General features: G+C 58.3%; 23 protein-coding genes. 16 read left to right on the forward strand and 7 right to left on the reverse strand.

Translation table 11 applies throughout. The features are described 5' to 3' along the window. Position 1: 1 nt before the first annotated feature. The gene (locus AC07UI_RS10810) at positions 2-313 is read left to right on the forward strand and encodes an NGG1p interacting factor NIF3 (RefSeq protein WP_494992494.1); all 312 of its coding nucleotides are present in this window, start codon (positions 2-4) and stop codon (positions 311-313) included. Positions 314-475: 162 nt separating this feature from the next. On the opposite strand, the gene AC07UI_RS10815 is transcribed toward AC07UI_RS10810, so the two are convergent. Continuing rightward, positions 476-985, reverse strand: coding sequence for a L,D-transpeptidase family protein (locus tag AC07UI_RS10815; protein ID WP_494992495.1), 510 nt, complete (start codon positions 983-985; stop codon positions 476-478). 36 nt (positions 986-1,021) lie between these two features. Continuing rightward, positions 1,022-1,579 carry an NUDIX hydrolase gene (locus tag AC07UI_RS10820; RefSeq protein WP_494992496.1) on the reverse strand — a complete coding sequence of 186 codons (558 nt, stop codon included), beginning with the start codon at positions 1,577-1,579 and terminating at the stop codon, positions 1,022-1,024. 147 nt (positions 1,580-1,726) lie between these two features. Between AC07UI_RS10820 and AC07UI_RS10825 the strand changes: the two genes are divergently transcribed. The 5 genes from AC07UI_RS10825 to purT all read left to right on the forward strand — a co-directional run bounded on the left by AC07UI_RS10825 (position 1,727) and on the right by purT (position 4,957). Next, positions 1,727-2,326, forward strand: a complete 600-nt coding sequence (locus AC07UI_RS10825) for a CoA pyrophosphatase (RefSeq protein WP_494992497.1) — start codon at positions 1,727-1,729, stop codon at positions 2,324-2,326. Between the two features lie 55 nt (positions 2,327-2,381). Beyond that, a complete protein-coding gene (locus AC07UI_RS10830) occupies positions 2,382-2,906 on the forward strand; it encodes a gamma carbonic anhydrase family protein (RefSeq protein WP_494992498.1) in 525 nt (174 codons plus the stop codon). After that, positions 2,903-3,118, forward strand: coding sequence for a DUF1289 domain-containing protein (locus AC07UI_RS10835; RefSeq protein ID WP_494992499.1), 216 nt, complete (start codon positions 2,903-2,905; stop codon positions 3,116-3,118). The genes AC07UI_RS10830 and AC07UI_RS10835 overlap by 4 nt, the downstream gene beginning before the upstream one ends. Positions 3,119-3,208: 90 nt before the next feature. Next, the gene (locus AC07UI_RS10840) at positions 3,209-3,676 is read left to right on the forward strand and encodes a preQ0 transporter (protein WP_494992500.1); all 468 of its coding nucleotides are present in this window, start codon (positions 3,209-3,211) and stop codon (positions 3,674-3,676) included. A 99-nt stretch (positions 3,677-3,775) separates the two neighbouring features. Further along, positions 3,776-4,957 carry a formate-dependent phosphoribosylglycinamide formyltransferase gene (purT, locus tag AC07UI_RS10845; RefSeq protein WP_494992501.1) on the forward strand — a complete coding sequence of 394 codons (1,182 nt, stop codon included), beginning with the start codon at positions 3,776-3,778 and terminating at the stop codon, positions 4,955-4,957. Between the two features lie 86 nt (positions 4,958-5,043). Here purT and AC07UI_RS10850 read toward each other — a convergent pair whose 3' ends face one another. From AC07UI_RS10850 to AC07UI_RS10860, 3 genes are all read right to left on the reverse strand, one after another. Continuing rightward, positions 5,044-6,360: an MFS transporter gene (locus AC07UI_RS10850; RefSeq protein ID WP_494992502.1), complete on the reverse strand. Its 1,317-nt coding sequence runs from the start codon at positions 6,358-6,360 to the stop codon at positions 5,044-5,046. Positions 6,361-6,619: 259 nt separating this feature from the next. After that, positions 6,620-7,861 carry a CNNM domain-containing protein gene (locus tag AC07UI_RS10855; protein WP_494992503.1) on the reverse strand — a complete coding sequence of 414 codons (1,242 nt, stop codon included), beginning with the start codon at positions 7,859-7,861 and terminating at the stop codon, positions 6,620-6,622. Positions 7,862-7,873: 12 nt separating this feature from the next. Then, positions 7,874-8,686: a cytochrome C assembly family protein gene (locus tag AC07UI_RS10860; RefSeq protein WP_494992504.1), complete on the reverse strand. Its 813-nt coding sequence runs from the start codon at positions 8,684-8,686 to the stop codon at positions 7,874-7,876. Positions 8,687-8,896: 210 nt separating this feature from the next. On the opposite strand from AC07UI_RS10860, the gene ffh reads away from it, so the two are divergent. From ffh to AC07UI_RS10910, 10 genes are all read left to right on the forward strand, one after another. After that, a complete protein-coding gene (ffh, locus tag AC07UI_RS10865; RefSeq protein WP_494992505.1) occupies positions 8,897-10,273 on the forward strand; it encodes a signal recognition particle protein in 1,377 nt (458 codons plus the stop codon). 250 nt (positions 10,274-10,523) lie between these two features. Beyond that, a complete protein-coding gene (gene rpsP, locus AC07UI_RS10870) occupies positions 10,524-10,775 on the forward strand; it encodes a 30S ribosomal protein S16 (protein ID WP_262114813.1) in 252 nt (83 codons plus the stop codon). Between the two features lie 5 nt (positions 10,776-10,780). After that, positions 10,781-11,317 carry a ribosome maturation factor RimM gene (gene rimM, locus AC07UI_RS10875; protein ID WP_494992506.1) on the forward strand — a complete coding sequence of 179 codons (537 nt, stop codon included), beginning with the start codon at positions 10,781-10,783 and terminating at the stop codon, positions 11,315-11,317. Continuing rightward, on the forward strand, positions 11,299-12,072 hold the full coding sequence (gene trmD, locus AC07UI_RS10880; RefSeq protein ID WP_494992507.1) for a tRNA (guanosine(37)-N1)-methyltransferase TrmD: 774 nt from the start codon (positions 11,299-11,301) through the stop codon (positions 12,070-12,072). Before rimM ends, trmD begins: the two co-directional genes overlap by 19 nt. 45 nt (positions 12,073-12,117) lie before the next feature. Then, positions 12,118-12,468 (forward strand): 50S ribosomal protein L19, encoded by a 351-nt coding sequence (gene rplS / locus AC07UI_RS10885; protein WP_054593850.1) that lies wholly within the window; start codon positions 12,118-12,120, stop codon positions 12,466-12,468. Positions 12,469-12,676: 208 nt separating this feature from the next. Further along, positions 12,677-13,573 carry a site-specific tyrosine recombinase XerD gene (gene xerD / locus AC07UI_RS10890; protein ID WP_494992508.1) on the forward strand — a complete coding sequence of 299 codons (897 nt, stop codon included), beginning with the start codon at positions 12,677-12,679 and terminating at the stop codon, positions 13,571-13,573. Between the two features lie 274 nt (positions 13,574-13,847). Further along, positions 13,848-14,579, forward strand: a complete 732-nt coding sequence (locus tag AC07UI_RS10895; protein ID WP_494992509.1) for a thioredoxin fold domain-containing protein — start codon at positions 13,848-13,850, stop codon at positions 14,577-14,579. A 136-nt stretch (positions 14,580-14,715) separates the two neighbouring features. Next, positions 14,716-16,020 carry a homoserine dehydrogenase gene (locus AC07UI_RS10900; protein ID WP_494992510.1) on the forward strand — a complete coding sequence of 435 codons (1,305 nt, stop codon included), beginning with the start codon at positions 14,716-14,718 and terminating at the stop codon, positions 16,018-16,020. A 66-nt stretch (positions 16,021-16,086) separates the two neighbouring features. After that, complete coding sequence (gene thrC / locus AC07UI_RS10905) at positions 16,087-17,496, forward strand: threonine synthase (RefSeq protein ID WP_494992511.1); 1,410 nt, start codon at positions 16,087-16,089, stop codon at positions 17,494-17,496. A gap of 254 nt (positions 17,497-17,750) precedes the next feature. Further along, entirely contained in the window at positions 17,751-18,038 is a 288-nt protein-coding gene (locus tag AC07UI_RS10910; protein ID WP_494992512.1) for a DUF3509 domain-containing protein, read from the forward strand. 165 nt (positions 18,039-18,203) lie between these two features. Here AC07UI_RS10910 and AC07UI_RS10915 read toward each other — a convergent pair whose 3' ends face one another. Together AC07UI_RS10915 and AC07UI_RS10920 are read right to left on the reverse strand one after the other, a co-directional pair. Continuing rightward, positions 18,204-19,166 carry a TIGR02285 family protein gene (locus tag AC07UI_RS10915; protein ID WP_494992513.1) on the reverse strand — a complete coding sequence of 321 codons (963 nt, stop codon included), beginning with the start codon at positions 19,164-19,166 and terminating at the stop codon, positions 18,204-18,206. Next, positions 19,147-20,346: a CaiB/BaiF CoA transferase family protein gene (locus AC07UI_RS10920; RefSeq protein ID WP_494992514.1), complete on the reverse strand. Its 1,200-nt coding sequence runs from the start codon at positions 20,344-20,346 to the stop codon at positions 19,147-19,149. The genes AC07UI_RS10915 and AC07UI_RS10920 overlap by 20 nt, the downstream gene beginning before the upstream one ends. Positions 20,347-20,402: the final 56 nt, after the last annotated feature.

The following is a 20,402-nucleotide window of genomic DNA, read 5'->3' on the forward strand; positions in this document are numbered from 1 at the left end:
CGTGTACAAGCTCAGCTTTTTTGTGCCGCCCAGCCACGTCGACGTGGTCAAAAGCGCCGTATTCGCCGCCGGTGGCGGGCGGATCGGTGCTTATGATCAGTGTTCGTGGCAGGTGCTGGGCCAGGGCCAGTTTCGTCCACTGGACGGCAGTCAGCCGTTTCTCGGGCAAACCGGTCTGGTTGAGCAAGTGGCGGAATGGAAGGTTGAGCTGGTGGTGGCCGATGAGTTGATCCACTCGGTGGTGATGGCGCTCAAGCAAAGCCATCCCTATGAGACGCCGGCTTATGAAGTGTGGCGGTTGGAAAATTTATGATCTGACGCCGTAAAATGAAAAACCCGCTGAATCGGTAACGGTCAGCGGGTTTTTTGTTGTTCGTTCTGGCGCCTCGCGGGCTAGAACCAGGCGGCTCCTGCAGTTGATCGCATTTCCCGGTAGGAACTGGCGCAGCCTGCGATCTTTTGATCTTCTTTTAAATTACGGACGAATTTCGATCATCGTGCCGTCCGGGACCAGGCCCCAGATTTCGCGCATGTCGATGTTGCGCAAGGCAATACAGCCGTCGGTCCAGTCCAGGGTATGGAAAAGCTGCTCCGGGTAATCCAGGGTATCCGGGGTGCCGTGGATCATGATCATGCCCCCGGGCTCTACCCCTTCACGACGCGAGCGCACCGAGTCGCTGACGTTTGGGTAGGAGATGTGCATGGCCAGGTTGAAGCGGTCACTGATCTTGCGCCAGTCCACCCAATAAATACCTTCCGGCGTGCGTTTATCGCCTTCCATGAGCTTCGCGCCTCTGGGCTGTTTGCCCAGGGAGATGCGATAGGTCCTGACCGGCTTGCCGCCGTTGAGCAATTGCAGTTGGCGGGCTGATTTGAGTACCAGCACTTTTTCGATGACTTTGCCATCCAGGGTTACCACCGTGGAGGCGGTGGCCTGGGAGGCAGTAACGAACAACAGGCAGAAGAGGGCAAGCAACCAGCGCATTACAGCGATATCCCTAAGAGTACGGTGTACTTTCTATTATTTAAGTGTAATCGCAGGTTGCGCGAGTGGTGGAATCGATTCGGACCGGACCGGGTAAACCTGTGTCTGTCTGTCAGCGAAGAAACATTCTAAAGTACGCCCGACGGTGCGGAAAGCCAGCTCGGACCAAGGGATGTCGGCTTCTTCGAAAAGTCGCACTTCCAGGCTCTCTTCGCCGGCAGCAAAGTCGAGGTCCGCCAGCTCTGCGCGAAAGAACACATGCACCTGATTGATATGCGGCACGTCGATCAAGGTGTAGATGCTCAGGTTACGTACCCGCGCGCAGGCCTCCTCGCTGGTCTCGCGAATCGCGGCTTGCTCGACGGTTTCGCCGTTCTCCATGAAGCCCGCCGGCAACGTCCAGTAACCGCGTCGCGGTTCGATGGCGCGACGGCAGAGCAGTACCTGAGTGCCCCAGGTCGGCAGGCAACCGGCGACAATATTCGGGTTCTGGTAATGAATGGTCTGGCAGTGATCACAGACAAAACGCAGGCGCGAGTCGCCTTCGGGAATGCGCTGGGTAACCGGGTTGCCGCAGTGGCTGCAGAATTTCATGCTGGGTTTCCGTAAATGCTGTGCCTATCTTGGCGTGCGGGGCCCTGTGTCGGCAAGTTGTCGTTAAGCGACATGCAGTGGATCGGGGGTTGGGCGAGGGATTTCTTTGGTGCATGATGCAAAGTAGCCAACAGATCGAGATGACTCATGCTGGACGAGCTACTTCATCGCGTAAGCAATCACATTCCGCGTACGCTGGAGACTGACCGACGTTTCCCCGAAGCCGCAGTGCTGGTGCCTATCACCCGCAGTGACGAGCCAGAGCTGGTATTGACCCTGCGCGCGAGCGGGCTCTCGACCCATGGCGGCGAAGTGGCTTTTCCGGGGGGGCGGCGCGATCCGGAAGATCCCGACCTGATCTTTACCGCCCTGCGCGAAGCCGAAGAAGAAATCGGCTTGCCGCCTGGTCTGGTAGAAGTGATCGGGCCACTCAGTCCGCTGATCTCCCTGCACGGCATCAAGGTCACACCTTACGTCGGGGTGATCCCGGATTTCGTTGAGTACCGGGCCAACGATGCCGAGATTGCTGCGGTGTTCAGCGTGCCGTTGGAGTTCTTCCGCGAGGACCCACGTGAACATACCCACCGTATCGACTATCAGGGGTGCAGTTGGTATGTGCCCAGCTATCGTTTCGGTGAGTACAAGATTTGGGGGCTGACAGCGATTATGATCGTCGAGTTGATCAACCTGCTCTATGACGCAAAAATCAGCCTGCATCACCCGCCCAAAAGCTTTATCAATATTTGAAGCCATTGCTCACATGGCCTGAACCCGTGGCACCGTAAGCCTTGAGGATAACTAGATGAAATACCGCCTGGGCGACGCCCGAGTCGAAACCCATCCACAGAGCTGGGTTGCACCCAACGCCACGCTGGTGGGCAAGGTCAAACTGGAGGAGGGCGCCAACGTCTGGTTCAACGCGGTATTGCGCGGTGACAATGAACTGATCCTGATCGGCAAGAACAGCAATGTGCAAGATGGCACCGTCATGCACACCGATATGGGGTATCCGCTGACCATCGGTACCGGTGTGACCATCGGCCATAACGCCATGCTGCATGGTTGCACCGTCGGCGACTTCAGCCTGATCGGTATTAATGCAGTGATCCTTAACGGCGCGAAAATCGGCAAGAACTGCATCATCGGCGCCAATTCGCTGATTGGCGAAGGCAAGGAAATTCCCGATGGTTCGCTGGTGATGGGCTCGCCGGGCAAGGTAGTGCGCGAGTTGACCGAATCGCAGAAGAAAATGCTCGAAGCCAGCGCCGCGCACTATGTCCACAACTCCCAGCGTTACGCCCGGGATCTCGTTGAGCAGCAAGAATGAGCACGACCGAAAGACCAGTCGTCTCGCCCTGCGTGAACATTTGCGCACTCGATGAGGATGACGTCTGCACCGGCTGTCAACGCACCGTCGATGAAATCACCCGCTGGAGCCGGATGGACAACGACGAGCGCCGTAAGGTGCTGGGGTTGTGTCATGAACGGGCGAAGTCCAGCGGGTTGGTGTGGATGATCGGGGCCAAGCCGAATATCTGAACCTCGCCACAGGTTTGGTGTGACTTCCTTGGCCCAACCCCATCGCCTGACGTACCCTGTGTGCCTTGTTTCCAGGTTCCCCTGCGCGCCATGCTCTTCCTGATCGCTTACATCGCCAGCGTCGTGCTGATCAACTACGCCTTTTCCACCGCCCCGCAGCTGGACATTATCTGGTCGGCCTGGGGCGGGTTGGTGTTCGTGTTGCGAGACATGGTGCAAACCCGTTTTGGCCACGGCGCCATTCTTGCGATGCTGGCTGCGCTGGTGCTGTCCTACGTCACTTCGGATCCGTCGATCGCGCTGGCCAGCGCGATCGCCTTCGCAGTCTCCGAATGCATTGACTGGCTGGTGTTCAGCATCACCAGGCGGCCGTTGCACGACCGCCTGTGGATAAGTTCGGCGCTGAGCATTCCGCTGGATACCGTCATCTTTTTCGGCCTGATCGGCGCACTGACTCCGGGTGTGGTTCTCACCGCTCTGGGTTCGAAATTCGCTGGCGTGACCGTCGTTTGGCTGGCCATGGCCTGGCGTTTGCGCAAGAACGCGGTCCTGGGTTAAAGCCAAACCGCCCGGTTCATGTAAAATGCCGCGCTTTCTCCCCATGGGAAGCCCGCTCAGCGTGCGACCCTCGATGATCCGCTCCTTTGAGGACCTGAGATGACCCGTATCGGAACTCCATTGTCGCCAACCGCGACCCGCGTTTTGCTGTGTGGCTGCGGTGAGCTGGGCAAAGAGGTGGTAATCGAGCTGCAACGCCTGGGCGTTGAAGTGATTGCCGTGGATCGCTACGCCAATGCGCCGGCCATGCAAGTGGCTCACCGCAGCCATGTGATCAACATGCTCGACGGTGCGGCGCTGCGTGCAGTGATCGAAGCCGAGAAGCCGCACTTCATCGTGCCGGAAATCGAAGCCATCGCCACCGCCACCCTGGTTGAGCTCGAGGCCGAAGGTTTCACGGTGATTCCAACCGCCCGTGCCGCTCAGCTGACCATGAACCGCGAAGGCATCCGTCGCCTGGCCGCTGAAGAGCTGGACCTGCCGACCTCGCCGTACCATTTCGCCGATACCGTCGAAGACTACCGCAAGGCGGTCGAAGATCTCGGCTTCCCGTGTGTGGTCAAGCCGGTGATGAGTTCGTCGGGCAAAGGCCAGAGCCTGCTACGCAGCGTCGATGACGTGCAGAAAGCCTGGGATTACGCACAAGAAGGCGGCCGTGCCGGCAAAGGGCGGGTGATCATCGAAGGCTTTATCGACTTCGATTACGAAATCACGTTGCTGACGGTGCGTCATATCGGCGGTACCACCTTCTGCGCGCCGGTCGGCCATCGTCAGGAGAAGGGTGACTACCAGGAGTCCTGGCAGCCGCAGGCCATGAGCCCGATCGCGCTGGCTGAATCCGAGCGTGTTGCCAAGGCAGTGACCGAGGCCTTGGGTGGCCGTGGTCTGTTCGGTGTTGAGCTGTTCATCAAAGGCGATCAGGTCTGGTTCAGCGAAGTGTCGCCACGCCCGCACGACACTGGTCTGGTGACCCTGATTTCCCAGGATCTTTCGCAGTTCGCCCTGCATGCCCGGGCAATCCTTGGTTTGCCAATCCCGTTGATCCGTCAGTTCGGCCCATCGGCCTCGGCGGTGATTCTGGTGGAAGGGCAGTCCACCCAGACTGCATTCGCCAACCTGGGCGCTGCGTTGAGCGAACCGGATACTGCCCTGCGTTTGTTCGGCAAGCCAGAAGTGAATGGCCAGCGCCGCATGGGTGTTGCCCTGGCGCGTGACGAGTCGATCGAGGCCGCAAGGGCCAAGGCGACCCGTGCTTCGCAAGCGGTTGTTGTAGAGCTGTAACCGAGTCGCGGCCATCGCGAGCAAGCTCGCTCCCACAAGGACGATGCATTTCCCTGTGGGAGCGAGCTTGCTCGCGATGCGATCTATCAGTCGACTCGATTCAAATCATTTCCTCTGGTCTCTTTCAAGCACAGCACAGCCATCAAGCTGAGCAGCGCTGCGCCTGACACATAGCCGCCGACCCAACTCAAACCGCCCATTGCCACCAGCTTCTGCGCAAAGAACGGTGCCGCCGATGCACCGACAATGCCGCCCAAATTGTAGGCCGCTGATGCGCCGGTATAACGCACGTGTGTGGGAAACAGTTCCGGCAGCAAGGCGCCCATGGGCGCGAAGGTCACGCCCATCAAAAACAGCTCGATGCACAGGAACAGTGCAACACCCCAGGTCGAGCCCTGAGTCAGCAACGGCTCCATGGTAAAACCGGAAAGAACCGCCAGTACAGCGCCGACAATCAACACCGGTTTGCGCCCGTAACGGTCGCTGGCCAAGGCTGCCAGTGGTGTGGCCGCGGCCATGAACAGTACGGCGAAGCACAGCAGGCCAAGGAAGGTTTCACGGCTATAGCCGAGGGTGGAGACACCGTAACTCAGCGAGAATACTGTCGAAATATAAAACAGTGCATAGCAGACCACCATCGCAGCCGCGCCGAGCAGCATCGGCGCCCAATGCTGGCTGAACAGTTCAACGACCGGGATCCTCACCCGCTCCTGACGGGCAATGGCGTTGGCGAAAACTGGAGTTTCATGCAGTTTCAGGCGCACATAGAGGCCGACCATTACCAGTGCTGCGCTGAGCAGGAACGGAATTCGCCAGCCCCACGAGCGGAACTGTTCGTCGTTCAGGGTCATTGCCAGGGTCAGGAACAGGCCGTTGGCGGCGAGGAAACCGATCGAGGGGCCGAGCTGAGGGAACATGCCGAACCAGGCGCGTTTGCCCTTCGGTGCGTTCTCGGTGGCGAGCAGCGCCGCGCCACCCCATTCGCCGCCCAGACCAAGCCCCTGACCGAAGCGCAGCACGCACAGCAGGATCGGGGCCCAGGCGCCGATGCTGTCATAGCCGGGCAGCACGCCGATCAGCGTGGTGCAGACGCCCATCAACAGCAAGGATGCGACCAGCGTCGATTTGCGGCCGATGCGATCACCGAAGTGACCGAACAGCGCCGAACCCAGAGGTCGGGCCAGAAAGGCGATACCGAACGTGAGGAATGCCGAAAGCATTTGCGCAGTGCCGGAGGACTGCGGGAAGAACACCGGGCCGATGACCAGCGCTGCCGCAGTGGCGTAAACGTAGAAGTCGTAGAACTCGATGGCGGTGCCGATGAAGCTGGCAGTGGCCACGCGGGTGGCGGAGTTCGTCGGTTGGGCGGGTGCAGTGTCACTATACGTGGTGCTGGTAGTCATGCGGTTATCCCTGACAGTCATGTGCTCCGTTGGAGCGAATTATTATGGTCGAACACCCAGGGATGTGGGTTTTACGCAGGCGCGACTCGGGATGGGAGTCGGCGCCGGACAGGTGCAGGCAATGCGGGGCCAGAACTCGCTGAGTGCGGGTAGCACGTGGTCCGGCGGGGCTTGGGTAAGCGGGTTCGATTATAGGAAGCCGCTTATCGATCAAACAAGGAGTAGAGCAGCCTAAATACAGCTGCTAGGGAGCTGCGTTTTATAAAGACACTGGAACGGAGCCGGTGTGCCAGATCAGTACACGGCTGACGCGATTGTCTTCGGTGGCGAGGATTTCCAGGCGATAGCGGCCAATCTTCAGGCATACCGCGCTGTCCGGGATGGTTTCCAGAGCTTCGGTGACCAGCCCGTTGAGGGTTTTCGGGCCGTCGCTGGGCAAGTGCCAGCCGAGACTCTTGTTCAGATCGCGAATCGATGCAGCGCCGTCGATCACCAGGCGGCCGTCGGCCTGGGGATGAATGTGTGGATTGTCGATGCGTTGCTCGCTTTCGAACTCGCCGACGATTTCTTCGAGAATATCTTCCAGAGTGACTATGCCGAGCACTTCACCGTATTCATCAACCACCATGCCCAGACGGCGCTGCTGTTTGTGGAAATTGAGTAACTGCAGCTGTAGAGGGGTGCTTTCCGGAACGAAATAAGGTTCGTGACAGGCATCCAGCAATGCGTTCTTGGTCAGGCTCGCGTCTGGCAACAAGTGGCGAATCTGGCGGGTGTTGAGCACCGCCTCGACCTGGTTGATATCGCTGTGGAACACCGGCAGCCGAGTGCGTTTGGAGAGTCGCAGCTGTTCGATGATCTCTTCGATCGGATCGTCCAGATTGATCCCGTCGACTTCGCTGCGTGGTACCAGGATGTCGTTGACCGTGATGTTGTCCAGTGCATGAATGCCGGACAACAGGTGTGGGCGGCAGGCGGCGTGTTCGTGGTTCGGTTCGTGGTCAAGGGCTGGCGGTAACTCATCATCGCTCAGTTTGACGCTGGCGGATTTGACGCTGAGCGGGCGCAGAAGCAATCGGGCGATGCTGTTCAATAGCCATGCGGCGGGATAGAGGATCTTCAGTGGCACGCCAAGCAGGGTATTGCCCAATCCAAGGATTGCTTCGGGATAACGTGTGGCGAGGGTTCGCGGCAGGTAGTCGGCGAACACCAACAGGATCGCGGTGGCACTCAGGAAGGCCAGCAACGGCCCTTTCTCTTGCCAGTAACCTACGGCTAGCAACGTGCCGATAATCACCGCCAGCACCCGGCTCAGCGTGTTGCAAAAGATCAGGCTCTCGCGCGGGAAGCTCAGTCTGGCCAGTGGCTTGTCACCCGAACGCGACGCGGTGCGCTGGGCCAGCAGATGCTGTTGAGCGATCTCGATGGCGGTAAATAGTCCCGACCATAAAACCAGCAGGGCCAGTACCGCGAGCATAGGCCCCAAGGGCAAGTTGTCCATTATGGTTGCCCGTCAGATATGCAGGATGTATTCACGGACCAGCTTGCTGCCGAAGTACGCCAGCATCAGCAGGCAGAAACCGGCAAGGGTCCAGCGAATGGCCTTGTGTCCGCGCCAGCCGAGGCGGTTACGGCCCCACAGCAGCACACTGAAGACGATCCAGGCCAGGCACGCCAGCAGGGTCTTGTGCACCAGGTGTTGGGCGAACAGGTTCTCGACAAACAGCCATCCGGAGATCAGCGACAGCGACAGCAGCGTCCAGCCAGCCCAGAGGAAACTGAACAGAAAGCTTTCCATGGTTTGCAGTGGCGGGAAATTCTTGATCAGGCCGGAGGGGTGTTTGTGCTTGAGCTGATGATCCTGCACCAGCAGCAGCAAGGCCTGGAACACCGCGATGGTGAACATGCCATAGGCCAGGATCGACAACAGAATATGTGCAAGGATTCCTGGCTCTTCATCGATTACCTGCACGGTGCCCGAAGGTGCGAACTGCGCCAGTAACACCGTCGCCATTCCTAACGGGAATAGTAATAAAAGAAGGTTTTCCACCGGGATCCGCGAGCAAGCCAGCAGGGTCAGGGCAATTACCGCTGCGGCGATCAGGCTGGCGGCGCTGAAGAAGTCCAGGCCCAGGCCGCCCGGCGTCATCAGATGGGTGAAGAGGCTGGCGCTGTGAGCCAGCACCGCGAGGATGCCGAGCGTGACCAGCAGGCGTTTGTTTGCCTTGGCGCCGTTGGCCAGCCGGGTGCCTTGATAGATAGTCGCAGCGGCGTATAGGCAGGCGGCGGCGAGGGTGGTTAGCAAGCTGGGTGACAAGGGGAGCATAAATCCTGTTAGGCAAGCCCGAAAGGAACTGAGTTTGGCATAGAACCCACATATCACGAAAGACCACGCAACCAGACGGCGAGGTGTGCGCCGGGCCCAGTCTTCGCTATAATCCGCGACCTGCCCACGCCGCAGGCTCGCCGAGCGTTCGTTTTTCACGGGCTGGGCCGCCATTACCTCGGTCTACAATAGGGCCTGAAAGGATCGCGCATGTTTGAAAACCTAACCGACCGTCTCTCGCAGACGCTGCGCCATGTCACCGGCAAGGCCAAGCTGTCCGAAGACAATATCAAAGACACCCTGCGAGAAGTGCGCATGGCGTTGCTCGAAGCCGACGTCGCCTTGCCGGTGGTCAAAGACTTCGTCCATGCGGTCAAGGAGCGCGCTGTCGGCACAGAGGTGTCGCGCAGTCTGACGCCGGGCCAGGCCTTCGTGAAGATCGTTCAGGCCGAACTCGAAAGCCTGATGGGCGCCGCCAACGAAGACCTGAACCTGAGTGCTGTGCCGCCGGCCGTGGTGCTGATGGCCGGTCTGCAAGGTGCGGGTAAAACCACCACCGCCGGTAAACTTGCGCGCTTCCTTAAAGAGCGCAAAAAGAAAAGCGTCATGGTGGTTTCGGCGGACGTCTACCGTCCGGCGGCGATCAAACAGCTGGAAATGCTCGCCGGTGAAGTCGGCGTAACCTTCTTCCCGTCTGATCTCAGCCAGAAGCCGGTGGCGATCGCTGAGGCGGCTATTAAAGAAGCCCGACTCAAATTCATCGATGTGGTGATCGTCGATACCGCCGGTCGTCTGCACATCGACGCCGAGATGATGGGCGAGATACAGGCCCTGCATGCGGCGATCAAACCTGTAGAAACACTGTTCGTGGTCGACGCCATGACCGGTCAGGACGCCGCCAACACCGCCAAGGCCTTTGGTGATGCGCTGCCGCTGACCGGTGTGATTCTGACCAAGGTCGACGGTGACGCCCGTGGCGGTGCTGCGCTGTCTGTGCGTGCGATTACCGGCAAGCCGATCAAGTTCATCGGTATGGGCGAGAAGAGCGATGCGCTCGATCCGTTCCACCCTGAGCGGATCGCTTCGCGGATCCTCGGCATGGGCGACGTGCTCAGCCTTATCGAGCAGGCCGAGCAGACCCTTGATAAAGACAAAGCCGAAAAACTGGCGAAAAAGCTCAAGAAAGGTAAAGGTTTCGATCTCGAAGACTTCCGCGATCAACTGCAACAGATGAAGAACATGGGCGGCCTCGGCGGTCTCATGGACAAACTGCCAAATATCGGTGGTGTGAATCTGGCGCAAATGGGCAATGCCCAGGGCGCAGCAGAGAAGCAGTTCAAGCAAATGGAAGCCATCATCAACTCCATGACCCCGGCCGAGCGCCGTGACCCTGAGCTGATCAGTGGTTCGCGCAAACGTCGGATCGCCATGGGTTCCGGTACCCAGGTGCAGGACATCGGTCGCTTGATCAAGCAGCACAAGCAGATGCAGAAGATGATGAAAAAATTCTCCGCCAAAGGCGGAATGGCGAAAATGATGCGCGGCATGGGCGGAATGTTGCCCGGCGGCGGTATGCCGAAAATGTAAAGTTTTCGCGCCGGCAGTTATGTCGGCGCTACCCCACACGGACGTGGGATCTCCAGCAAACCCGCACTTGGCGGGAGCTGACCCGCCGTCGTTCGCGACGGCTCTATAGCAAATCTTGATGGCATGCCGATAGGCGCCGGAAAAAGACATTTGCAAAAGTCCGGATATTCCTTAGAATATGCGGCCTTTCGGGCACCTATGCCCGCTGTGCATTTAGATTTGCAGCACCGACTACAGGAACGATGTTCACATGCTAACAATCCGTCTTGCCCTTGGCGGCTCCAAAAAGCGCCCGTTTTACCACTTGACCGTGACCGACAGCCGCAACCCACGCGACGGTTCGCACAAAGAACAAGTTGGTTTCTTCAACCCGATCGCTCGTGGTCAAGAAGTCCGCCTGTCCGTGAACCAAGAGCGCGTAGCCTACTGGCTGAGCGTTGGTGCACAACCTTCTGAGCGTGTTGCTCAGTTGCTCAAGGATGCTGCTAAGGCTGCGGCCTGAGCAATATGAACGCGACGCCAGCAATCGCTGATGATTTGATCGTTATCGGCAAGATTTATTCTGTTCACGGCGTTCGCGGCGAAGTGAAGGTGTATTCCTTTACTGATCCGATTAAAAACCTGTTGGACTACAAAACCTGGACGCTGCGGCGCGAAGGCAATGTGAAACAGGTTGAGCTGGTCAGCGGACGCGGGAACGACAAGTTCCTGGTCGCAAAGCTCAAGGATCTTGATGATCGTGAAGAAGCTCGTCTTCTGGCCGGTTACGAGATCTGCGTGCCGCGCAACCTGTTCCCTGAACTGACCGACGGCGAGTACTACTGGTACCAGCTGGAAGGTCTGAAGGTTATCGACACTCACGGGCAATTGTTCGGGAAAATCGATCATCTTCTGGAAACCGGCGCCAATGATGTAATGGTGGTCAAGCCTTGCGCTGGCAGCCTGGATGATCGCGAACGCCTATTGCCGTATACCGGGCAATGCGTGTTGGCCGTCGACCTGGCAGCGGGCGAGATGAAGGTGGAATGGGACGCGGACTTCTAAACGTGGCTAATTTGCGCGTAGAAGTGATCAGTTTGTTTCCCGAGATGTTTTCCGCCATCAGCGACTACGGCATTACCAGCCGCGCGGTGAAACAGGGGCTCTTGCAGCTGACCTGTTGGAATCCGCGAGACTACACAACGGATCGACATCACACTGTGGATGATCGCCCATTTGGCGGTGGTCCGGGCATGGTGATGAAGATCAAGCCCCTGGAAGATGCTCTGGTTCAGGCCAGGCAGGCAGCCGGGGAGGCGGCGAAGGTAATTTACCTGTCGCCCCAAGGCCGTCGATTGACTCAGTCGGCGGTACGCGAGTTGGCGAATGAGGAAGCATTAATCCTGATTGCCGGCCGCTATGAAGGCATTGACGAGCGGTTTATTGAAGCTCATGTCGATGAAGAGTGGTCGATTGGCGACTATGTACTTTCCGGTGGCGAGCTGCCGGCGATGGTCCTGATAGATGCGGTTACACGACTGCTGCCCGGAGCTTTAGGGCATGCGGACTCCGCCGAGGAAGATTCCTTTACGGATGGTTTGCTGGATTGCCCGCATTACACCCGACCGGAGGTGTATGTGGATCAGCGTGTTCCCGACGTGTTGCTAAGTGGCAACCACGCACATATCCGGCGATGGCGTTTACAGCAGTCCCTTGGCAGGACCTTTGAACGACGCGCCGATCTTCTGGAAAGCCGCTCGCTTTCTGGAGAAGAGAAGAAGCTGCTCGAGGAATACATCCGCGAGCGGGACGATAGTTAACAACGTATCGATGGTAGATCCGACGATTTACCTTAGGAGCACAGCATGACTAACAAAATCATCCTTGCACTCGAAGCAGAGCAGATGACCAAAGAGATCCCTACCTTTGCCCCGGGCGACACCATTGTCGTTCAGGTGAAAGTGAAGGAAGGCGACCGTTCGCGTCTGCAAGCGTTCGAAGGCGTTGTAATCGCCAAGCGTAACCGTGGTGTGAACAGTGCTTTCACTGTTCGTAAAATCTCCAACGGTGTTGGCGTAGAGCGTACTTTCCAGACCTACAGCCCGCAAATCGACAGCATGGCCGTTAAACGTCGCGGTGACGTACGTAAAGCCAAGCTGTACTACCTGCGCGACCTGTCCGGTAAAGCAGCTCGCATCAAGGAAAAACTGGTTTAAGTCCAGCTTCTCCGATGCGAAAAAAGCAGCCTGCGGGCTGCTTTTTTGTTGCCTGTTTTTTGCCCCCGATCCCACTGGAGATCGGCTAAAACTGTGGACTCGCTGTTGCCCTGTTCCTTGAAATGGCGTGCTATGAAAGACTAGTGATCATCACCACTGTTCGCTATTTATTTATACGCGGCCTTGAGCTTGCGAATCCTGAGTGCTCATGCCTGCCATCGATCATCCCCTGATAGACCAGTTTCTCGATGCCCTATGGTTGGAAAAGGGTCTTGCCGAAAATACCCGTGACGCCTATCGCAGTGACTTGGCACTGTTCAACGGCTGGCTGCGCGAGCAAAGCCTGGAGCTGGTCAACGCCGGTCGCGAGCTGATTCTCGATCATCTGGCCTGGCGTCTGGAGCAGGCCTATAAACCACGTTCCACAGCGCGTTTTCTCTCGGGTGTACGTGGCTTTTATCGTTACCTGCTGCGGGAAAAATTGATTGCGGTCGACCCGACGTTGCAAATTGATATGCCGCAGCTGGGCAGGCCATTGCCCAAATCCCTGTCAGAAGCCGACGTTGAGGCGCTGCTGACGGCACCGGACCTGAGTGAGGCTATCGGTCAGCGTGATCGCGCCATGCTCGAAGTGCTGTATGCCTGTGGTTTGCGCGTGACCGAGCTGATCAGCCTGACCCTGGAGCAAGTCAATCTGCGCCAGGGCGTGCTGCGGGTGATGGGCAAAGGCAGCAAGGAGCGGCTAGTGCCGATGGGCGAGGAGGCGATTGTCTGGGTCGAGCGCTACATGCGCGACGCTCGTGGCGAGCTGCTGGGCGGGCGACCTAGCGACGTGTTGTTCCCCAGCCTGAGAGGTGAACAGATGACCCGACAAACGTTCTGGCACCGGATCAAGCACCAGGCAAAAGTCGCCGGGATCGGAAAATCCCTGTCCCCCCACACCTTGCGCCATGCCTTTGCCACCCACTTGCTCAACCATGGCGCCGATCTGCGGGTGGTGCAGATGCTGCTCGGTCACAGCGACCTGTCGACCACGCAGATCTACACTCATGTGGCGCGAGCCCGGTTGCAAGACCTGCACGCCAAACACCACCCTCGAGGATGATTGCCGGCTCTGTGTAGGCGCGAGCTTGCTCGCGATGGTCGCGAACGATAACGCGTGTTGTCTGAGTGAGCGCGTCGTCCTTGCGTTAATCGCGAGCAATCGAGCGTCGACTGGCTGCTCCTGCAAGGGGCGATTTTGATGTGTTGTCTGAGCGGCAGTCGGCCCCGCAGGCCAACTGTGGTAGGCTTTGTCGGTTTGCACAGTGGGCGGCTAAAACCCGATGTTTCAGTACCGGCGTTGTACCCGTTCCATTTGTCCGCCTTCAGGAGTTCCCATGCGTGTGACCCAGATTATTGCCGCTGCAGCCATTGCGTTGGTCAGCACCTTTGCTGTGGCCGATGACGCCGCCGAGCAAGCGATTCGCAAGAGCCTCGAAAGCCTGCATCTCGAAGTGCCCGTCGAGACCATCACTGCCAGCCCGTTGGCCGGTCTGTACGAAATCAAACTCAAGGGCAGCCGTGTGCTGTACGCCAGTGCTGATGGCCAGTTCGTCATGCAGGGTTATCTGTTCCAGCTCAAGGATGGCAAACCGGTAAACCTGACTGAAAAAGCCGAACGTTTGGGCATTTCCAGGTTGATCAACGGCATCCCCGTCGCAGAAACTGTGGTTTATCCGGCCATCGGCGAAACCAAAACGCACATTACTGTATTCACCGACACCACGTGCCCGTACTGCCACAAGCTGCACGCCGAAGTGCCTGAGCTGAACAAAATGGGCATCGAAGTGCGCTATGTTGCTTTCCCGCGTCAGGGTCTGGGCTCGCCGGGTGACGAGCAGCTGCAAGCGGTCTGGTGCTCGAAAGACAAGAAAGCGGCCATGGACAGTATGGTCGATGGCAAGGAAATCAAGGCTGCCAAGTGCGCCAACCCGGTTTCCAGGCAGTTCGCTCTCGGTCAGTCTATCGGTGTGAACGGTACACCGGCCATCGTTTTGGCCGACGGCCAAGTGATTCCAGGCTATCAGCCTGCGCCACAAGTCGCCAAACTGGCGTTGGGCGCGAAATAATCCTGCGTCGTCACGGTAAGCCTTTGGCGATCATGGTTCGGCGACAGCAGTCGTCGTTCCGTTAAATAGAGAGCCGCGTGCTTGCGGCTGTTTTCCACGGCCGACCTTGAGTCGGCCGTTTTATGGGGAGTTCAGAGTGAATCCGGTCAAAGTAGGCATCTGTGGGTTAGGTACCGTCGGTGGCGGCACCTTCAACGTACTTCAGCGTAACGCCGAGGAGATTGCCCGCCGTGCCGGGCGTGGAATCGAAGTGGCTCAAATTGCCATGCGTACGCCTAACCCTCAGTGTGAGATTACCGGTACCCCCATTACTAACGATGTCTTCGCTGTCGCGACCAACCCTGAAATCGATATTGTCATCGAGCTGATTGGTGGTTATACCGTGGCCCGTGAGCTGGTACTCAAGGCCATCGAGAACGGCAAGCACGTGGTCACCGCGAACAAGGCACTGATTGCCGTTCACGGCAATGAAATCTTCGCCAAGGCTCGTGAGAAGGGCGTAATCGTCGCCTTCGAAGCTGCCGTGGCCGGTGGCATCCCGGTAATCAAGGCGATCCGTGAAGGCCTGTCGGCGAACCGCATCAACTGGGTCGCCGGGATCATCAACGGCACCGGTAACTTCATCCTCACCGAAATGCGTGAAAAAGGCCGGACCTTCGAAGACGTGCTGGTCGAGGCGCAGGCCCTGGGCTACGCGGAAGCTGATCCGACCTTCGACGTTGAAGGTATCGATGCGGCGCACAAGCTGACGATTCTGGCGTCCATCGCCTTCGGTATCCCGCTGCAATTCGACAAGGCCTACACAGAAGGCATCACCAGGCTGACCACCGCTGACGTGAACTACGCCGAAGCGCTGGGCTATCGCATCAAGCACCTGGGTGTGGCACGCAGCACGCCAAGCGGCATCGAGCTGCGCGTACACCCGACGCTGATCCCGGCTGATCGTCTGATCGCCAACGTCAATGGCGTGATGAACGCCGTCATGGTCAACGGCGACGCTGCGGGTTCAACGCTGTTCTATGGTGCCGGTGCTGGCATGGAGCCAACGGCTTCGTCGGTGATCGCGGATCTGGTGGACGTGGTTCGCGCCATGACCTCGGACCCGGAAAACCGCGTACCGCACCTGGCCTTCCAGCCGGACTCGCTGTCGGCCCATCCGATCCTGCCGATCGAAGCCTGCGAAAGTGCCTACTACCTGCGTATCCAGGCCAAGGACCACCCGGGCGTGCTGGCCCAGGTTGCGAGCATCCTGTCGGAGCGTGGCATCAACATCGAATCGATCATGCAAAAAGAAGTTGAAGAGCACGACGGTCTGGTACCAATGATCCTGCTGACCCACCGTGTGCTGGAGCAGCACATGAACGATGCGATCACCGCTCTGGAAGCGTTGCAGGATGTGGTCGGTCCTGTCGTGCGGATCCGGGTCGAGCACTTGAACTAAGCCGTTATTGTTCCGAGGGCTGTTTGCCAAGCCCTCGTTTGAGAACTCTTTTTAGAGGAGCCAGTCATGCGTTATATCAGTACCCGCGGCCAGGCACCGGCCCTGAATTTCGAAGATGTCCTGCTGACCGGTCTGGCCAGCGATGGCGGCCTGTACGTGCCAGAAAACCTGCCACGCTTCACTCAGGAAGAAATTGCCTCCTGGGCCGGCCTGCCATACCACGAGCTGGCATTCCGGGTGATGCGCCCGTTTGTCAGCGGTAGCATTCCGGATGTGGACTTCAAGAACATCCTTGAAGAAACCTACGGTGCGTTCTCCCACGGCGCTGTTGCGCCGTTGCGTCAGCTCAACGGTAACGAATGGGTGCTCGAGCTGTTCCACGGCCCGACGCTGGCGTTCAAGGATTTTGCTCTGCAACTGCTCGGTCGCTTGCTCGATTACGTGCTGGAGAAGCGTGGCGAGCGCGTGGTGATCCTCGGTGCCACCTCGGGTGATACCGGTTCTGCCGCCATCGAAGGGTGCCGTCGTTGCGACAACGTCGACATCTTCATTCTGCATCCGCACAACCGCGTTTCTGAAGTTCAGCGTCGGCAGATGACGACCATCTTCGGCGAGAACATTCACAACATCGCCGTTGAAGGTAACTTCGACGATTGCCAGGAAATGGTCAAGGCCAGCTTCGCCGACCAGAGCTTCCTCAAGGGCACTCGCCTGGTGGCGGTGAACTCGATCAACTGGGCGCGGATCATGGCCCAGATCGTTTACTACTTCCATGCAGCCCTGCAGCTGGGCGGCCCGGCCCGTTCGGTATCGTTCTCGGTGCCAACCGGCAACTTCGGCGATATCTTCGCTGGCTACCTGGCGCGTAACATGGGTCTGCCGATCAATCAATTGATTGTCGCTACCAACCGCAACGACATCCTGCACCGCTTCATGAGCGGCAATCAGTACGTCAAGGAAACCCTGCACGCGACCCTGTCGCCGTCGATGGACATCATGGTCTCCTCGAACTTCGAACGTCTGTTGTTCGATATGCACGGTCGCAATGGTGCGGCGCTGGCCGGCCTGATGGAGACCTTCAAGCAGGGTGGCGGTTTCAGCGTCGACGAGGATCGCTGGACTGAAACACGCAAGCTGTTCGATTCGCTGGCGGTCGACGATGAGCAAACCTGCGAAACCATTGCCGAAGTCTTCGCACAATGTGGCGAGTTGCTGGATCCGCATACCGCCATCGGCGTCAAGGCCGCGCGTGAGTGCCGCCGCAGCCTGGATATACCGATGGTGATTCTGGGGACGGCCCACCCGGTCAAGTTCCCTGAAGCCGTGGAGAAAGCTGGTGTAGGAAAAGCGCTTGAACTGCCCGCTCATCTTTCTGATTTGTTTGAACGGGATGAACGCTGCACCGTTTTGGCAAATGACTTGAAAGCCGTGCAGGCCTTTGTCAGTCAACATGGTAACCGCGGCAAGCCACTTTGATTGACTGGACCCGTCACATATTGAAGCCCGTCTCATGACGGGTTTTTTATTTGTGCCGCACCAGAATCACCGGAAGGTTGACGATTCGACGTGGCTGTTTTTTCTCTGTCATCTTTTCCATGCATGCTCCATGTACTCAGGTTGACGAGGTTCGCTCTTCGTTGACGTGAAGGGCTTTCTTCTCGGGCTGGTGGTCGTTTGCAGTGGACAGGTCCTTAGGCACTTTGTTTTCGAACTATTGAGTGGTGATCGAGATGGAAAGTATCAGCCTATTGCTGGGTGAGGCTTTGAGCCCGTATCAGGTCGCACTGGGCCCCTCGGGTGCCGGTGGCGTATGCCTGGTGACGTTGAAGAATGCGGCCGGGTCCATCGTGGTCGAGCGGGCGTTCAATCAGGCTCAGTTGACCGATAAACGTTTGCTGACAGACGTAGTCGACGGCCTGCACCGTGATGTGCTGATTGCCGAGGGGCGTCTTGAGCCCAGCGTCATCGCTGCTTTGCGTAATGCCGCGCAGGACAAGGCTTTTGCCAGCAGAAATTGATTCTATTTATTTTTGAACCTTAATACCGTCTGGTAAGTCAGACTTTGTACAACGGGACCAAGCATTGTGCTCCGGTGCTTGCAGCTTGTTGTACGGGTCTTTGTAGGCCACGTTTAACCCCGAGTCGTTTCCCCACTTCTCGGGGTTTCTTTTGCCTGGCGTTTGTCATTGCTCTTGAGGGCGCTGAAAAAATGCCCTGGCGTCCTCCAGGTAATCGCGGCGCATCTCTGGATCAAGCCAAGCGGTATAAAAATCGATCAGTGTGTTCTGACGCAGGTCGCGCAAGGCTTTGTTGATGCTGGCAATGGCCTGACGGCCCTCTGCCGTATTCGAGCAACCGACATGGATCGACTGGTACTTTTCCGTATCCTTGATCGGGTAGAACTCCAGCTCAGCGGGCGATATGCCTTGCCGTTGTGCCTGGTACCGGATTTCCGGCCAGTAGCCCAATAACGCGGTCAAGCGTCCCAGGCGCTGCATTTGCAACAAGCTACCCAGCGCGTCATTGCCATAGTGCGCAGCCAATGTGTCGACCGGAGCGTGTTGCAGTTGAGCATCGATCCGTTGGCCATAGCTGCGTTCGGCAACCACTCCGAGCTTCTGGCTGCTGGCCAGAAGTGCCGTCAGATCGACCTTGCCGCCGACGATGAACGGCTCCAGGGTGGCGCGGTCTTGATGGCGCACTGCCAGACCGTTACTCAGGATCCTCAAGGCGGGAATCGAAAACTCGATCCACTGCGTGCGCTCTTTGCTCCAGAGCAATGAAGGATCGCAGGTAAATGAGGGTTCATGGAGCATTTGCATGCCGCGCGCGCGGTTGACCCGCATGATGTTGTGCTGGTATTGCGGCATGCTGGCGATCAACAGCGGCATCAGCCGATCGATGGCGCCTTGACCTTTTTCTGGTGCTTCGAGAATCGTCAACGGTGGCAGGTCGCGCAGCAGCCAGATCAGCGTCTCCTTGGCTTGAGCCGCCCTTGGTGCGGCCAATAGCCACACCAGCATCGGCAAAATCCCCAGCATGCGAAGCGTTCGCCACCAGGCGCGACGAAGCATTGCGCTGCTTGCCAGCGTCGGCCTCCGGCGAGCCAAAGACAGTGGTTTCAGCTTAGATAGCCCCGACTTCACGTAGCCGGTTGATCTGCACGGCGTCGTAGCCAAGGTCGTTCAGCACTTGCACGTTATGTTCACCGAGCGCTGGCCCGACCCATTCGGATGTGCCCGGTGTGTCCGAAAGTTTTGGCACTATCCCCGGCATCTTGAAGGCCTTGCCATCGGGTAGCTTGGCCTGCAGGAACATTTCCCGGGCCAGAAACTGCGGATCACTGAACATGTCTTCGGCGCTGAAAATCCGGCTGGCCGGTACTTCGGCAAGGTTCAATCGCTCGATCACCGCGTCCAGCGGCAGTGAGCTGACCCAGCGATCAATCACGCCGTATATTTCATCGCGGCGGCTGTCGCGACCATCGTTGCTGCTCAGGGACGGATCGTCAGCCAGATCCTCGCGACCGATCGCCTGCATGAAACGTTTGAAGATCGCATCGCCGTTAGCGCCGATTTGCACATGTTTCCCGTCGGCGCTGGTGTGGATGGAGGAGGGCGTGATGCCTGGCATGATGTTGCCGGTGCGCTCACGGATAAACCCGAAGACGTCGAACTCCGGGACCATGCTTTCCATCATGGCGAAGATCGCCTCATACAGCGCAACGTCCACCACTTGCCCCTGACCACCATTAACCTCGCGGTGACGTAGCGCCATGAGCCCGCCAATCACGCCCCAGAGCGCGGCGATCGAATCACCGATGGAAATGCCGGTGCGCACGGGTGGCCGGTCCTCGAAGCCGGTGATGTAGCGCAGGCCGCCCATGGACTCGCCGACCGCACCGAAGCCGGGCTGATCCTTCATCGGCCCGGTCTGACCGAAGCCGGACAGGCGCACCATCACCAGTTTCGGGTTCAATGCGTGCAAAACCTCCCAGCCGAGGCCGAGTTTTTCCAGCACGCCTGGGCGGAAATTTTCGATCAGGATGTCCGCTTCACTGAGCAACTGTTTGAGAATCGCCAGACCGTCCGGGTGTTTCAGGTTCAAAGTCAGGGATTTCTTGTTGCGCGCCTGGACGAACCACCACAGCGACGTGCCTTCATAGAGCTTGCGCCATTTGCGCAACGGGTCACCGCCATCCGGGGATTCGACCTTGATCACGTCGGCGCCGAATTCGCCGCAGATGCGTGAGGCGAAAGGGCCGGCGATCAAGGTGCCGAGTTCGATGACTTTTACCCCGGCAAGAGGTTTGGCGGTGAGCGGCATGGGAAATCCTGTAGGGCAAACGGCTGAGCGGAGAGAGCGTTTTAACATAGCCCGGC

Source organism: Pseudomonas sp. GW821-FHT04C07, from assembly GCF_059420325.1.